This is a genomic window from Mesorhizobium australicum WSM2073 (assembly GCF_000230995.2).
Lineage (GTDB): Bacteria > Pseudomonadota > Alphaproteobacteria > Rhizobiales > Rhizobiaceae > Mesorhizobium > Mesorhizobium australicum.
Genome location: NC_019973.1, coordinates 3,746,465 through 3,761,886, shown reverse-complemented (window position 1 = coordinate 3,761,886; position 15,422 = coordinate 3,746,465). Strand labels below are relative to the sequence as shown.

At 63.0% G+C, this 15,422-nt stretch carries 13 protein-coding genes and 2 tRNA genes; 11 read left to right on the top strand and 4 right to left on the bottom strand.

Annotation, left to right across the window (positions count from 1 at the left end; genetic code table 11):
* Nucleotide 1: 1 nt before the first annotated feature.
* From MESAU_RS18010 to MESAU_RS18000, 3 genes are all read right to left on the bottom strand, one after another.
* Nucleotides 2–1,024, bottom strand: a complete 1,023-nt coding sequence (locus MESAU_RS18010; RefSeq protein WP_015317473.1) for an aldose epimerase family protein — start codon at nucleotides 1,022–1,024, stop codon at nucleotides 2–4.
* 86 nt (nucleotides 1,025–1,110) lie between these two features.
* Nucleotides 1,111–2,568, bottom strand: a complete 1,458-nt coding sequence (locus tag MESAU_RS18005) for an NAD-dependent succinate-semialdehyde dehydrogenase (RefSeq protein ID WP_015317472.1) — start codon at nucleotides 2,566–2,568, stop codon at nucleotides 1,111–1,113.
* Nucleotides 2,569–2,751: 183 nt separating this feature from the next.
* The gene (locus MESAU_RS18000) at nucleotides 2,752–3,702 is read right to left on the bottom strand and encodes an AEC family transporter (protein WP_015317471.1); all 951 of its coding nucleotides are present in this window, start codon (nucleotides 3,700–3,702) and stop codon (nucleotides 2,752–2,754) included.
* A 463-nt stretch (nucleotides 3,703–4,165) separates the two neighbouring features.
* Between MESAU_RS18000 and MESAU_RS17995 the strand changes: the two genes are divergently transcribed.
* The 9 genes from MESAU_RS17995 (at nucleotide 4,166) to MESAU_RS17955 (ending at nucleotide 11,777) form a co-directional block, all read left to right on the top strand.
* Nucleotides 4,166–4,714, top strand: a complete 549-nt coding sequence (locus tag MESAU_RS17995) for a histidine phosphatase family protein (protein ID WP_015317470.1) — start codon at nucleotides 4,166–4,168, stop codon at nucleotides 4,712–4,714.
* 229 nt (nucleotides 4,715–4,943) lie between these two features.
* Nucleotides 4,944–5,017 (top strand) — tRNA-Tyr (locus MESAU_RS17990).
* Between the two features lies 1 nt (nucleotide 5,018).
* Nucleotides 5,019–5,083: transfer RNA gene (locus tag MESAU_RS17985), tRNA-Met, on the top strand.
* A gap of 357 nt (nucleotides 5,084–5,440) precedes the next feature.
* Entirely contained in the window at nucleotides 5,441–6,583 is a 1,143-nt protein-coding gene (locus MESAU_RS17980) for a slipin family protein (RefSeq protein ID WP_015317469.1), read from the top strand.
* A gap of 175 nt (nucleotides 6,584–6,758) precedes the next feature.
* The gene (locus tag MESAU_RS17975; RefSeq protein ID WP_010909964.1) at nucleotides 6,759–7,040 is read left to right on the top strand and encodes an acyl carrier protein; all 282 of its coding nucleotides are present in this window, start codon (nucleotides 6,759–6,761) and stop codon (nucleotides 7,038–7,040) included.
* 55 nt (nucleotides 7,041–7,095) lie between these two features.
* On the top strand, nucleotides 7,096–8,286 hold the full coding sequence (locus MESAU_RS17970; protein WP_015317468.1) for a beta-ketoacyl-ACP synthase: 1,191 nt from the start codon (nucleotides 7,096–7,098) through the stop codon (nucleotides 8,284–8,286).
* 44 nt (nucleotides 8,287–8,330) lie between these two features.
* Nucleotides 8,331–9,602: a beta-ketoacyl-ACP synthase gene (locus MESAU_RS17965; protein ID WP_015317467.1), complete on the top strand. Its 1,272-nt coding sequence runs from the start codon at nucleotides 8,331–8,333 to the stop codon at nucleotides 9,600–9,602.
* A 36-nt stretch (nucleotides 9,603–9,638) separates the two neighbouring features.
* Complete coding sequence (locus tag MESAU_RS17960) at nucleotides 9,639–10,667, top strand: zinc-binding dehydrogenase (protein WP_015317466.1); 1,029 nt, start codon at nucleotides 9,639–9,641, stop codon at nucleotides 10,665–10,667.
* A 126-nt stretch (nucleotides 10,668–10,793) separates the two neighbouring features.
* Entirely contained in the window at nucleotides 10,794–11,777 is a 984-nt protein-coding gene (locus MESAU_RS17955; RefSeq protein WP_015317465.1) for a lipid A biosynthesis lauroyl acyltransferase, read from the top strand.
* Between the two features lie 70 nt (nucleotides 11,778–11,847).
* Here MESAU_RS17955 and MESAU_RS17950 read toward each other — a convergent pair whose 3' ends face one another.
* Nucleotides 11,848–12,276: a L,D-transpeptidase gene (locus MESAU_RS17950; RefSeq protein WP_015317464.1), complete on the bottom strand. Its 429-nt coding sequence runs from the start codon at nucleotides 12,274–12,276 to the stop codon at nucleotides 11,848–11,850.
* 216 nt (nucleotides 12,277–12,492) lie between these two features.
* Between MESAU_RS17950 and MESAU_RS17945 the strand changes: the two genes are divergently transcribed.
* Together MESAU_RS17945 and MESAU_RS17940 are read left to right on the top strand one after the other, a co-directional pair.
* Complete coding sequence (locus MESAU_RS17945; protein ID WP_015317463.1) at nucleotides 12,493–13,773, top strand: acetylornithine deacetylase/succinyl-diaminopimelate desuccinylase family protein; 1,281 nt, start codon at nucleotides 12,493–12,495, stop codon at nucleotides 13,771–13,773.
* 162 nt (nucleotides 13,774–13,935) lie between these two features.
* Complete coding sequence (locus tag MESAU_RS17940; RefSeq protein ID WP_015317462.1) at nucleotides 13,936–15,414, top strand: ABC transporter substrate-binding protein; 1,479 nt, start codon at nucleotides 13,936–13,938, stop codon at nucleotides 15,412–15,414.
* Nucleotides 15,415–15,422 lie beyond the last annotated feature (8 nt).

Sequence of the window (15,422 nt, the reverse complement as noted above, 5' to 3'; positions counted from 1 at the left end):
GTCAGCCCTGCCGGAACCGATATTCCGTCACGTGGTGGTAGATCGCGCCAGGCCATAGCGTCGCCTGCGGGAAATACGGCCGGTTCGGCGCGTCGGGCCATATCTGCGGCTCCAGACAGAAGCCGCTGAAGGCCTTGTAACCCCGCCCTTCCAGGCCGGTGCGTGGCGTCACATATTGCCCGGTATAAAGCTGGACGCCGGGCTCGGTGGTCCAGACTTCCATCTCGACGCCGGAACTCGCCCCTTGCACCCAAGCTGCCTGCTTGAGCGGACCGCGCGCCGCGGCCAGGCAGAAATTCTGGTCGTAGGGTAACTGTTCGCCCTCGGTCTCCATGCGCAGCGGCCGCGCCTGGCGAAAATCGAAGGGCGTGCCGTCGACCGGCTTGACCACGCCGGTCGGGATCATGTCGCCGTCGACAGGCAGATAGGCGCCGGCGTTCAGCATCATCCTATGGTCGAGAATGTCGCCGGCACCGCCATCGTCGAGGTTGAAATAGGAATGCTGGGTGAGATTGCACGGCGTCGGCTCCTCGCAGGTCGCCGTCAATTCGACGCTGAGCGTGCCGGGAATTTTCAGCCGGTAGGTGCAGGTAACGTCGAGCGCTCCGGGAAAGCCCATCGCGCCATCGGGATCATGCAGCGTCAGCGTGACGAAGTCCCTGCCATGCAGCGAAACCGTCCATGGCCGGTGGGAATAGCCTTGCGAGCCGCCATGCAGCGTATGCTTGTCCAGGAAGTTGCGCTCGGTCTGATAGCGGTTGCCGCCAATTGTGAAACGAGCGTCGCCGATGCGGTTGGCGTAGCGCCCAACCACCGCCCCGAAGAAGGCAGTATCTGTCTCATACGCTTCCAGAGTGCTGTAGCCGAGAACCAGCGGCGCGTCATGCCCGGCCAGGCGCAGGTCCTGGACGATGGCGCCGAGCCCGATGATGTTGGCGGTGAGGCCGCCGCCCCTGATCGTGAAGCGGCGGACCGGTTCGCCTGCCTGCGTCGTGCCGAAAACCTCGCCGTCCTTCATCATCATGCCCGCAAACGTCAGTGGATCCAAAGGACTTCGGCTGGTTCTTCAGCCTCGAGGCAGGTGTACGAGCCTGCCTCCGGACTAGCCTATCAGAGGCCGAGGCCGCCGATGCACACATATTTGGTATCGAGGTAATCCTCGATGCCCTGATGTCCGCCTTCCTTGCCAAGTCCGGATTCCTTGACGCCGCCGAACGGTGCTTCAGGTGTGGTGATCAGCCCTTCATTGACGCCAACCATGCCGTATTTCAGGCCTTCCATGACCCGGAAGGCGCGGCCGAGATCGCCGGTGTAGAAGTAGCAGGCAAGGCCGAACTCCGTGTCGTTGGCGAGCGCCACGGCCTCTTCCTCGGTCTCGAACTTGAACACGGGTGCGACCGGCCCAAAAATCTCTTCCTTCATAAAGCGCATTTTCGGCGTCGCGTTGGCGATGACCGTCGGCTGGAAGAACGAACCGCCGAGCGCGTGGCGCTTGCCCCCGGCGACGACCTTGCCGCCCTTGGCCGTGGCGTCGGCGATCAGCTCCTCGACCTTCTCGACCGCCTTCTCGTCGATTAGCGGCCCCTGCTGGACGCCCTCTTCCAGGCCGGAACCAACCTTCAGCCCGTTGCTGGCCGCGGCGAGTTTCTCGACGAACTTGTCATAGACGCCAGCCTGGACCAGGAAGCGGTTGGTGCAGACGCAGGTCTGGCCGGAATTGCGATATTTGGCGGTGATCGCGCCGGCCACCGCACGCTCGATATCGGCGTCGTCGAAAACGATGAACGGCGCGTTGCCGCCGAGTTCCATCGATACCTTCTTGACGGTCACCGACGATTTCTGGATCAGGATCTTGCCGACTTCGGTCGAGCCGGTGAAGGTGATCTTCTTGACCAGCGGATTGGCGCAAATCTCGTCGCCGATCTCGCCGGCGGCGCCGGTCAGGATGTTGATGACGCCCTTGGGAAAGCCGACTTCCTCGGCAAGCGCCCCCCAGGCAAGGCCGGAATACGGCGTCTGCGAGGCCGGCTTGACGACGGCGGTGCAGCCTGCGGCAAGTGCGGGACCGAGCTTGCGGGCCAGCATCGAGGACGGGAAATTCCACGGCGTGATGGCGGCGATGACACCGACCGGTTCTTTCGTCACCAGGATGCGGCGGTCCGCCCATGGCGAGGGCACGACATCGCCATAAGTGCGGCGGCCTTCTTCGGCGAACCACAGGATGTAGGCGGCAGCCGAACCGATCTCGCCCTTGGATTCGAACAGCGACTTGCCCTGCTCGATGGTGAGCAGTTCGGCCAGCACGTCCTGATTGTCCATCATCGCATCATGCAGCTTGCGCAGCAGCTTCGAGCGCTCGAGCGCGGTCGTCTTGCGCCAGGTTTTGAAAGCTTCATCGGCGGCCTCGATGGCGCGGCGAGTCTCTGCCTTGCCCGACTTCGGTACGGTGCCGATCTTGAGGCCTGTAGCCGGATTGTTCACGTCGACCGTCTGGCCGCTGTCGGCCTGCACCCATTCGCCGTTGATGAGATTGGCCTGCCGCATGAAATGGCTGGTTTTCTGAAGCATGGTCTAGCCTCCGTTCGGCGCTCACGGGCCGCTATCTGGATGTCTTCGGTAAAGCGCAGGCAGGGCCGCGCGCTGGAGCCATTGCTCTTAACCTAGGGAAAGCCCCGCAAGCAATCGCAAGATGGCATATAGGGGTTGGACCAGCACAAGACGAGCGCGCCTTGGCGTACGGCGTCGCCAACCTTACCCGAAAACATGCAGGACAACCGTCAGCCAGAAAGCGGTGGTGATCGCCGCGCAGGCCGTGGCGATGGTCATCTGGTTCGATGCCAGCGCCTGGCCGGTGTTGAACTGCACCGCGATGAGATAGGAATTGATACCGGAGGGCAGCGCCGCCACCACGACCGCCACCTTGGCGGTCAGGGGCGGCAGGCCGAGCAGCCAGACGAAGGCAAGAACCAGTGCCGGCATCAGGAACAGTTTGAGCGCCGAAAGCGCCAACGCCGGCCGCACATTGCCTGATATCCCGAAGCGGCGCAGGCTGAGCCCCATGGCAAACAGCGCCACCGGCCCGGCGGTGTTTGCCATGGCCTCGACCAGCCGCATCACAAGAGCCGGCAACGGCACGCCGCCGAGCCGCCATGCGAGACCCAGCAGAATGCCGATGATCAAAGGGTTGATGAACAGCCGCTTGAGGAAACTGTGCAGGACCCGCAGCGGATGCACATGCTCGCCACTGCCGCGGCCGAACATTTCGAACAGCACGATAGAGGCCATCATCATGATCGGCAGGTGCACGCAAACCAGCAGCGACAGCACTTCGAAGCCGCTCGGGCCGAATATGCCGAGGATGAAGGGGGCGCCGAGCAGCACGATGTTGGAGAAGGCCGACGAGACGCCTCCGACAACGCCGGCGCGGGCATCCCGCCCGAATATCCGCGTGATGACGAGATGGCCGGCGGCCCAGGTGATCGCCGCCGCCGTGAAATAAGCACCCCACAGCGGCCAGGGCGCCACGCCATGGAAATCCGCCGTCACCATGGTCTGGAAGAGAAGCAGCGGCATGGCCACGCTGACGGCAAAGTCGGATATCCCCTCGCCGCTCGCCGGTCTCAAATAGCCCGTCAGCCCGGCGAGATAGCCGAGCGCGACAAGACTGAAGACGAACAGGACGGTTTCGGTAAGCGGAGACATTTTTCAGGGATAGGCGAGCCACGGTCGCGGCGCAATCGCGCCCGATCATGCTGCTCGATGCCTGCCGCACCAATCCGTGCCGATGCCATCGTGCGGCGCGCGCCAAACCGCCTCGGCCGAGCCGATCGGAGCTGGCGGGCTGGAACCGGTGCGCGGCGCCAAGGCCCTCGGCAACGCGCAAAGGCCGATGCGAGCCTCGGCATTGTGATCGGCTTCGCCGCGGAACCGACCGTTCGGCGATGTATGGCGCCGCTGGTGAAAACAGCCCTACGCGGCGGCTCTGCCGCATCATCTCGCGGCGATGAAAGGTACCGAGTTCCGCTCGGTGATCGATCTGGTGAAGCAGCAGCTCGCCAAATGTGAGGCGTGAGACACGGCTGACGCCCGGCTTGTCTTTGTGCCTGCTTTCCAATCCTTATATGCGAATGGTTGGAGCCCGACACGGGAGCATGGAAGGGTGGCGATGATCCGGTTAGCCTTGGCGTTGTTCCTGCTTGTCGTCCCCGCCGCCGCGCACGCGACGGACGCCGGCTGGGCGCTGCTGCGGGATGGCGGCCATGTCGTGCTGCTGCGCCACGCTATGGTCACCGGCACCACCGACCCGGCCAATTTCGACATCGGCAATTGCGCCACCCAGGTCAATCTGTCGGCGCGCGGCAAGCAGCAGGCAAGCAAGATCGGCGCCCTGTTTGCCGCCCGCGCGGCTCCCATCGAGCGCATTTTGTCCAGCCGCTATTGCCGCTGCCTCGACACCGCGCGCACCGCCTTCGAGGCCGAGCCGGAGCTGTTCGCACCGCTCGATCTCCTGAAGGGTGACGATGCGCAGAAAGCAGCGCAGATCGCCGCCATCATGAAGGAAATCCGCGCCTATTCCGGCTCCGACAATCTGGTCCTGGTCACCCATCTCGAAAACATCGTGGCGCTGACCGGCGTGTCGCCGCGCGAAGGCGAAGCAGTGGTGGTCGAGCCGCAAGGCGACGGCTTGCGCGTACTCGGCCGCGTCACCTTCTGAGACAACTGCTCCCGAACGCGGGCGCGGCAATGAGTGTTGCCGAAATGCCACCGCCGAAAGAAGCCGCGAATTCGGCACGACAATGTCGCTTGCGACAACCCGTCGCAGGGGCTATAGGCGCGCTCCCGGTCACGAAAACCGAAGCGAGCACAACGGTTGGAGCTTTCGTCTCCGCCCGTGCAGACGGCTTTGCCGCCCTGTATACGGCGCCGCTTTGGGGATTGGGATCGCGGATGTAGCTCAACTGGGAGAGCGCCGGACATAATCCGGAGGTTGTGGGTTCGAGTCCCGTCGTCTGCACCACGGATAGCTCAGTTGGTAGAGCATCAGACTCATAATCTGATTGTCGAAGGTTCGATTCCTTCTCCATTGGCTCGATAAGCCAGCACCCTGCCAGGTGTTATCTGAAACGGTCCGGGGACTGGAATGCTGAAGACGTGACGGACGGCCGAGGCCTTCGGGCCAGGACGTATCGAAAGGTCCGATGCCATCGGCTCGCGGCCAGGCTCGCGGTGATGGTCAAGGCGCAGTGTCGCCGGCAAGGGAGGCTCGCCTCCGGCGCCCGCTTCGCTGCCCCGTGATCCGCTCCCGCAGGCCCGCCGCGCATCGATGCCACCAGTCCCCGGATCATTCGTGTCCGGAATTGGAAGTGAAACGAGAAACGAAGGGAAGATCGACGCATGACGTGACGCCTCGCATGGGGCCATGCCCGACAGGAGTAAGACAATGACTATTCTCGATACAGTTCTTGGGCGCGAGCGCGTCCTCGTTAGGGAAAACGAACGTGCCCTCACTCTCTACAAGGGAGAGATCAAGGCTGTCCTGCTGCCGGGTGAGCACTGGCTCGCCAACCGGAACCAGAGCCTTGAGGTGTCCCGGCACGATCTGAAGAGCCCGGAATTCGTTTCGGCGTACGAGAAGGCGTTGTTCGACAAGCTCCCGGACGTGGCCGCGCGTCATTTCACCGTCGTGCGCACGGGGCGCACGGAAGTTGCCGTCATCGAGCGTGACGGCAACCTGCATTCCGTGCAGGCCCCCGACCGTAAGCTGGTACTGTGGACCGATGCCGGACCGTGGAAGGTGACGGTGATCGACACCTCGGCCGATCTTGCCATCGATCCGGCTGTCATGCGCCGGCTCGGCCAGGCCCGGAAGGCGGAATTGATGTCCGTTCACCCGGTTGTCGACGGCCAGGCCGGGTTGCTGTTTATCGACGGTGTCCTTGTGCGGACGCTTGCCGCTGGCGTGCACGGCTTCTGGAACGTCGGACGGATGGTGCAGATCAAGGTCGTCGACCTCAAGCGCCAGTCGCTCGATGTCGCCGGGCAGGAAGTGCTGACCAGGGACCGCGTCACGATCCGCGTCAATATCGCGGCCGAATACCGGGTCATCGATCCGGTCAAGGCGGTGAGCGCGGTGAAGGACTTCTCCGAGGCCCTCTACCGCGCCCTGCAGTACGCGTTCCGCAAGACGCTGGGCGCGCTCACGCTCGACCAGATCCTCGAAAAGAAGGTGACGGTCGACGAGGAAGCGGCGGCCAAGGTCCGTGCCGACATGGCCGAGATCGGGGTCGAGGTCAGCGATATCGCGCTCAAGGATGTCATCCTGCCGGGTGAGATGCGTGAGATCCTCAACCAGGTGGTTTCGGCCGAAAAGCAGGCCGAGGCCAATGTCATCCGCCGCCGCGAGGAGACGAACGCCACGCGTTCCCTTCTCAACACGGCCAAGGTGATGGCGGAGAACCCGGTGATGCTGCGGCTGAAGGAGCTCGAGGCTCTGGAAACCATCGCCGGCAAGGTCGAGCGGCTGACCGTCCACAACGGAACGGGCGGGCTGCTGAACGACCTGGTCAAGCTCCGCGACAGCTGAGCTTACGTAGCGTCAACGGAAGGGCCACCGGGTCGACCGGCGGCCCTTCTTGCGTTTCCTGGGCATCCTACCCATCTGCGCCCGGCTTAACAGGCCTTTTCCTGCCGGGAAAAACCGATTAGACAGCGCCCAAACGAATGCGGACAGATTCCGCCCGCAAAGAAGGAAAAGCCCCTTGTCTACAACGTTCGACAAAGTCGCCAAGATCATTGCCGACACCAGCGAGATCGATATCGACACCATCACGCCCGAGAGCCACACCATTGACGATCTCGGCATCGACAGCCTCGACTTCCTGGACATCGTGTTCGCCATCGACAAGGAATTCGGCATCAAGGTGCCGCTGGAAAAGTGGACCCAGGAAGTCAATGACGGCAAGGCTTCGACCGACGATTACTTCGTCATGAAGAACCTGTGCGCCAAGATCGACGCGCTGGTTGCCGCCAAGACCGCCTGAGGTCATCAGGGCGCGTGACTTGACGCGCTCCGTCACCTGACCCACAAAGCCGCTCATGAGCAGCCCCCACGACGTCGTCATCACAGGTATCGGCCTTGTTTCCTCGCTGGGGGAAGGTCCTGACGCCCATTGGCAAAAGCTGGCGCAACCGGGCCGGGAGCCGGTGCTCGAGGCCGGGCGCTTCGCGCCCTACACGGTTCATCCACTGCCCGAGATCGACTGGAACCTGCAGATCGCCAAGCGCGGCGATCAGCGGCAGATGGAGACATGGCAGAGGCTCGGCACCTATGCGGCGGGCCTCGCGCTCGACGACGCCGGCATCAAGGGCAATGACGAACTCTGCACCACCATGGACATGGTTGTGGCGGCCGGCGGCGGCGAGCGCGACGAAGCGGTCGACGCCGACATTCTAGCCGCTTCGGAAAACCGCAACGACCGCGGCGTGCTGCTCAACGAGAAGCTGACCACCGAATTGCGACCGACGCTTTTCCTGGCGCAGCTTTCCAATCTGCTCGCCGGCAACATCTCCATCGTCCACAAGGTGACCGGCTCGTCCAGGACCTTCATGGGCGAGGAAGGCGCTGGCGTCGCCGCCGTCGAGACGGCAGCCGCGCGCATTCGCTCCGGCCAGTCGACGCACATCCTGGTCGGCGGCGCCTTCCAGACGGAACATTCCGACATGCTGCTCGGCTACGAGCTGGCCGGTTACCTGCATCGCGGCCCGTGGAAGCCCGTCTGGCAAAGGCAGGGCGCCGAGGGCGGCGGCGTGGTCTCAGGTTCCGGCGGTGCCTTCCTGGTGCTTGAGCAGCGCGAACACGCGGCAAGCCGCGGACGCAAGATCTACGCTGAACTCGGCCCCGTCGTCTCCGGCCGCGCCAGGCGCGCGCGCGGAGAACTCGACGCCGAGATCGCTCTCCTGCTCAAACAGGCGCTGCTGCCGAACGGCAAGCTGCTCGCCATGTCGGGAGCATCGGGCGCGCATGCGGCAACATCGGCCGAAAAGGCGGCGCTCGACGCCAATCCGGCGATATCGGCGCGCGGTTTTACAACGTTGACCGGGCACATGAAGGAAGCGCAGTTTCCCTTCGCCGTAGCGCTGGCGGCACTCGCGGTCGACCGCAAGGCCGCCTACCCTGTCTTTGACGCCACGGCCGAAAAGCCGTTTGAAGGCATTCCCGCGAGCGTCCTTGCAACGGCGATCGGCTATCACCAATTCGAGGGCGTGGCGCTGGTCAACGCCGCTTGAGGCGGCGTCTGGCGAACGCACTGCAGAGATAAGAGGGCTCCCGGATGGCCAATTTCAGAGATCACATGGGCAGGCCCGTCGTTGCCGTTACCGGTATCGGGGTGGTGACCTCGCTCGGCGTCGGCAAATCAGACAATTGGGGCGCGCTGACCTCGGGCAAGTCGGGCATCCACCCGATCACCCGCTTCCCGGTCGATCACCTCAACACACGGATCTCCGGCATGGTCGATTTTCTGCCGTCGAGTTCCAGGGGGGCAAGCCTTCTCACCTATGAACTGGCGGAAACCGCGGCTCAGGAGGCTGTTGGCGAAGCCGGCCTGAATTCCGGCGATTTCGGAGGCCCTCTCTTCCTTGCCTCGCCGCCGGTCGAACTCGACTGGCACGGCCGCTTTTCGCTCTATAATTCCGACAAGCAGGATTCCGGCGCCGAAAGGCTGCTGCGCGTGGCGCGCGGCCTGAAGGAACTCGATCTCTTCGAAACCACCCAGTTCGGCTCGATCGCCGACCGGCTCGCCGACCGGTTCGGCACGCGTGGCCTGCCGATCACGCTCTCGACGGCTTGCGCCTCCGGCGCCACCGCCATCCAGCTCGGCGTCGAGGCGATCCGCCGTGGCGAATGCGACCGCGCGCTGTCGATCGGCGCCGACGGCTCGGCGACCGCCGAGGCGCTGATCCGCTTCTCGCTGCTGTCGGCGCTCTCCACCCACAACGACAATCCGGAAAAGGCTTCCAAGCCGTTTTCCAAGGACCGTGACGGCTTCGTTTTGGCCGAGGGATCCGGCGCTCTGGTGCTGGAATCGCTGGAGGCGGCGCTTGCCCGCGGGGCCGCCGTTCTCGGCATCCTCAGCGGCTGTGGCGAAAAGGCCGACGATTTCCACCGCACACGCTCCAAGCCGGATGGATCGCCGGCGATTGCCGCTGTCCGGGCCGCACTTGCGGATGCGGGTCTCGGCGAAGACGAGATCGACTATGTCAACGCACACGGCACCTCGACGCCGGAAAACGACAAGATGGAACACCTGTCGCTGTCGACGGTGTTTGGCGAGCGCATCGGCTCGATGCCGATCTCGTCCAACAAGTCGATGATCGGCCACACGCTGTCGGCGGCGGGCGCTGTGGAAGCGGCGTTTTCGCTGATGACGATGCGCGAAAGCGTCATTCCTCCGACCATCAACTATGACAATCCCGACCCGGCGATCGTGCTCGACGTCGTGCCGAACAAGAAGCGCGATGCGCAGGTTCGCTCCGTTCTGTCGAACTCCTTCGGCTTTGGCGGCCAGAACACCTGCCTTGTCATGGCGCGGGAACCGGTCTAAGCGAGCCCTTTCCGCTTAACAGAACCGACAGGCTCCATGCGCGCACTGCAACTTATCGAGGACCGCCGCCTTGAAACGGTGGACCTGCCACCCCCACCGCCTCCCGCGCTTGGCGAAGTGACGCTGCGCATCAAGGCGGTGGCGCTGAACCACATCGACGTCTGGGGCTGGCGCGGCATGGCCTTCGCGAAGCGCAAGCTGCCGCTGGTCGTCGGCGCCGAGGCCTCCGGCGAGGTAGAGGCGGTCGGTCCCGGCGTTTCCAGCCTGCTGCCCGGACAATTGGTATCGATCTACGGCGCACACACCTGCGGCCTCTGTCGTGCCTGCCGCGAAGGCCGCGACAATCTGTGCGAGCATGTTTCGGGCGTTCACGGCTTCCATCTCGACGGTTTCGCGCAGGAGAAGATCAACCTGCCGGCGCGCCTGCTGGTCCCCGCCCCGCCCGGTGTGACCGACATCGGGGCCGCGGTGGCGCCGGTTACCTTCGGCACCGTCGAGCACATGCTGTTCGACAATGCCAGGCTGCAGCCCGGTGAGACGATCCTCGTCCATGCCGGCGGATCCGGCATCGGCTCGGCGGCCATCCAGCTGGCCAAGCGGATGGGCTGCACGATCATCACCACGGTCGGCTCGAACGACAAGATCGACAAGGCCAAGGCGCTCGGCGCCGACCATGTCATCAACTACCGCGACGATCGATTCGAGGGTGTCGTGCGCAAGCTGACGAAGAAGAAAGGCGTCGACGTGGTGTTCGAGCATGTCGGCACCGACACCTTTGCCGGCTCGATGCTGTGCCTGAAGCGCGGCGGTCGCTTGGTGACCTGCGGTTCGACCTCCGGCGTGTCGACTCAGATCAACCTGATGCAGCTCTTCCAGCAGCAGTTGAAACTGCTCGGATCCTTCGGTTGCCGGATGGAGAACATGGCCAACGCCATGCAGAAGATGGCCGCTGGACAGGTCGCTCCGGTGATCGACACCGAGGTCGGCTTCGACGATATCGATGCCGCGCTGAAACGCATGGAAGGCCGCGACGTCTTCGGCAAGATCGTCCTGCGCGTCGCCTAGAGTCGGATGATTTCAGGTCGATTCGACCTGAAATCTGAATCCGCCTCTAAATCAAGGAATAGAGCATGATGTCATCCGAAAACCGCTTCACACTTTTCGGCATCATGCTCTAGAGCCTCGATTTCCGTGCTCAAGAAGCTTCGCCGCGATCTGAAATTTCGCTTTGGCAGACAATTGCGCCAGGTGAATTACTGGTTTGTTGCGCGTCTCGCGATGGTCATCATGTCGCTGCTGCGCCTGCTGCCGGTCGACAGCGCGCTGAATTTTGCCGACCGCACCGCACGCCTCATCGGTCCAAGGGTCGGACGCCACCAGGTCGCCCTCGACAATCTGCGCAAGGCCTATCCGGAAAAGAGCGAGGACGAAATCCGGGCCATCGCCTCCGACATGTGGGGCAACATGGCCCGCCTTGCCGCCGAATACATCTTCCTCGACGCCCTGTTCGACTATGACCCAGCCGCCGGCAAGCCCGGCCGCATCGAGGTCAAGGGAACAGAGCATTTCGTCGAGATCGCGGCCGAGAAGCAGCCGCACATCGTCTTCACCGGCCATCTCGGCAATTTCGAGCTGCTGCCGGTGGCGGCCGCGACCTTCGGCATGAACATCACGGCGCTGTTTCGGCCGCCCAACAACCCCTACCTCGCCGACTACATCCTTTCGACAAGGCGATCGACCATGGGAGGCTTGCTGCCTTCGATGGCCGGTGCCTCGTTCGCGCTGGCGGGGGTGTTGGAGAATGGCGGCAATATCGGCGTTCTCGTCGACCAGAAATTCTCCAACGGCCTGGACACGACCTTCTTCGGCCGTCCCTGCCAGAGCAACCGCGTGCTCGGCACCCTTGCCCGCCACTATGACTGCGACGTCTATCCGGCGCGTTGTATCAGGTTGCCGGGCAACCGCTTCCGGCTCGAGATCGAGGACAAGTTGGTCCTGCCGCGCACCGCCGACGGCAGCGTCGATGTCCACGCCACCACCCAGATGCTGAATGACGTCGTCGAGCGCTGGGTCCGAGAGGATCCAGGCCAATGGATGTGGTTCCACAAAAGGTGGGAGATCAGCAAGTGGCGGCGAAAAAACCGCACCAAGCCGGCTCCCGTCTCAAACACATGAGCAAGCCGCTGGCGGGAACGTGTGTTCCTCCGCCAGCAAGCAAAGCCAGTATCAACAAATCGCCAATTGCCTAATTGGTGACGACAATGCGCGTATTGCCGAAGCCCACTTCGCGGACCATTGAATAGAAGGCCGCGGCATTGGCTGTATGCAGCCTTACGCAGCCATGCGAAGCCGGACGGCCGAGCTGCCTGACGGCGCCCGTTCCATGGATGGCATAGCCGCCACGGAAGAACACCGAGTACGGCATCGGCGACATGTCGTATTTGCGCGAATACCACATCCGCGCCGTGCGCTGCGGCCGGTAGGTGCCGCGCGGCGTGAAATAGCCCGGACGGGCGGTCGAGACGGCCCACCTATAGACAGAATCGCCATAACGAACCGTCATTGTCTGCGACGACACGTCGATGTTCGCCACCAATGTCGCCGACTGACTTGCGGCCGATGCGCCAAACAGCGCAACGACCAATACTGCTGCCTTGAGAAATGACATTTTCATGCGATCAAACCCCTTTGATTGCCCTTGCCTGCTCGCCATCACGTTGTTTTTCACGTTTTTAATGGCGGTGAACAGATAACACACAGTCTTTGACCAATTCGCCAATCCAAAGCAGTGAATTTGAACGATTTCCCGCGATAGTTGCCACAACGACACGTTGCACGGATTTGATCGACGGGCTTGCAAAACCACTGGGATCGCTGCTCAACTCGCGGCATGAACGGGCGACTCCTCAAGGCAATCGACATCAGGCGCGACGAGTTGGTGGCGCTGACCGCCGACCTGATCCGCTTTCCGACCATAAATCCACCCGGCGAAGCCTACGGACCATGCGCCAACTATATCGGTGCGCGGCTAAGGAAGAGCGGCTTCGAGACCGAGTTCATCCGCGCCGACGGCACGCCCGGGGACACCGATCGCTACCCGCGCATCAATGTCGTTGCGCGGTTTGATGGACGGTCACCTGGTGCCTGCGTCCATTTCAATTCGCATATCGACGTTGTCGAAGCCGGCGACGGCTGGACCGTCGATCCGTTCGCCGGCATCGTCAGGGATGGCAAGGTCTATGGACGCGGCGCCTGCGACATGAAGGGCGGCCTCGCCGCCTCCATCATCGCTGTCGAAGCCTTTTTGGAAGTCTTCCCGGACTTTCCGGGCGCCATCGAGATCTCGGGAACGGTCGATGAGGAATCCGGCGGCTTCGGCGGCGTCGCCCACCTGGCCGGCCTCGGCTATTTCTCGAAACCCAGGGTCGATCACGTCATCATTCCCGAGCCTCTCAACAAGGACCGCATCTGCCTCGGCCATCGCGGCGTCTGGTGGGCGGAGATCGAGACCAAGGGTGAGATCGCGCACGGCTCGATGCCGTTTCTCGGCGACAATGCGGTGCGCCATATGGGCGCGGTGCTGCAGGCATTCGAGAACGAACTGTTCCCGGCACTCGACCGCAAGATCACGCGCATGCCGGTGGTGCCGGAAGGCGCCAGGCGCTCGACCATGAACATCAATTCCGTTCATGGCGGCCAGACCGAGGATTTCCGCCCCGGCCTGCCCTCCCCCAACGTGCCCGATTCCTGCCGTCTGACCATCGACCGCCGCTTCCTTCTCGAGGAGGATCTGGCCACGGTCAAAGCCGAAGTGACCGGCATTCTCGACCGGCTGAAGCGCGAGCGCAAAAAATTCGACTACGAGATCCGCGATCTGATGGAAGTACTGCCGCTGATGACCGAGCGCGACGCGCCCGTCGTCAAGGCGGTGGCGCAAGGCATTCATGCGATCTTCGACCGCGAGCCCGACTACGTCATTTCGCCCGGCACCTACGACCAGAAGCACATCGCCCGCATCGGACATATCCACGACTGCATCGCCTATGGCCCGGGCATTCTCGACCTCGCCCATCGGCCGGACGAGTGGGTCGGCATATCGGACATGGTGGAATCGGCCAAGGTGATGGCGATCGGGCTCAACGTGCTGCTGCGCGGCACGGCCACGGGATAACCCCTGCATCGCGATAAGCTTCGGCCCGCCGACAGGGCTGGCACGGCAAAAACATTCCCGGCCATCCCGCCTGGCAGCACGAAACGCAATTTACTCCCACGCGAAATCACGCTTCTATCGCCCGGCTTGAGCACGTGTCCTGAACGCATGGGGAGTTGCACGATGAGATTGTGGAAAACCATTCTGGCCGCCGCGGTTCTCGCATTGGCCGCTGGAACCTCCGCCTTTGCGGCCCGAACCGACCTGGTCATCGGCATTCCGCTCGAACCGCCGCATCTCGACCCAACCGCTGGTGCCGCTGCGGCGATCAAGGAAGTGCTCTACGCCAATGTCTTCGAGGGCCTGACCCGGATCGGACCCAATGGCGAAGTGCTGCCGGATCTGGCGGAAAGCTGGACCATTTCCGATGACGGCAAGGTCTACACCTTCAAGCTGCACACCGGCGTCAAATTCCACGACGGCGCCGATTTCAGCGCCGATGACGTGAAATTCTCGCTCGACCGTGCCCGCGCCGACAATTCGGTCAACGCGCAGAAGGGCCTGTTCGCGGCCATCGACAAGGTCGATGTCATCGATCCGGCGACGGTGAACGTCACGCTGAAAAACCCGCAAGGATCCTTCCTTTACAATATGGGCTGGGGCGACGCGGTGATGGTGTCGCCGAAATCCGCCGCCACCAACAAGGAAAACCCGGTTGGCACCGGCCCGTTCAAGTTCCAGAACTGGGCCAAGGGATCATCGATCACGCTGGTCAAATCTGGCCATTACTGGGGCGCTCCGGTGTTCCTCGACAAGGTCGAGTTCCGCATCGTGCCCGATGCCGCGGCCTATGTGCCGGCCCTTTTGTCCGGCGACATCCAGGCCTTCCCCTTCTTCGATCCCGACAGCCTCGCACAGGTCAAGGACGATCCGCGTTTCAAGGTGGTGATCGGTTCGACCGAAGGCGAGACCATCCTCTCGATCAACAACAAGAAGCCACCTTTCGACAAGCTGCAGGTCAGGCAGGCGATCTCCTACGCGCTCGACCGCAAGGCGATCATCGACGGCGCCTCAGCCGGCCTTGGCCTGCCGATCGGCTCGCATATGTCGCCGGCGAACAAGGACTATGTCGACCTCACCGGCCTCTATCCGCATAATGTCGACAAGGCCAAGGAACTGCTGAAGGAGGCCGGGCTGGAGAACGGCTTCAAGGCAACGCTGAAACTGCCGCCGCCCAGCTATGCACGGCTCGGTGGCGAGATCATCGCCTCGCAACTTCGCGATGTCGGCATCAACCTGGAGATCATCCCGGTCGAATGGGCGCAGTGGCTGGACCAGGTGTTCACCAAGAAGGATTACGACCTGACCATCGTCTCCCACACCGAGCCCAACGACATCGATATCTATGCGCGCAAGGACTATTACTTCAACTACGACAATCCGACCTTCGACAAGGTGATCGCCGACCTCAACCTCACCTCCGACGAGGCCAAGCGCAAGGAACTGCTTGGCGAGGCGCAGAAGATCCTGGCCGACGACGCCGTGGTCGGCTTCCTCTACGAATTGCCCAAGGTCGGTGTCTGGGACGCCAAGCTGCAAGGCCTGTGGGAAAATGCGCCGATCCAGGCCAATGACCTGACCAAGGTGAAGTGGAGCGAGTGAGGCTCGTG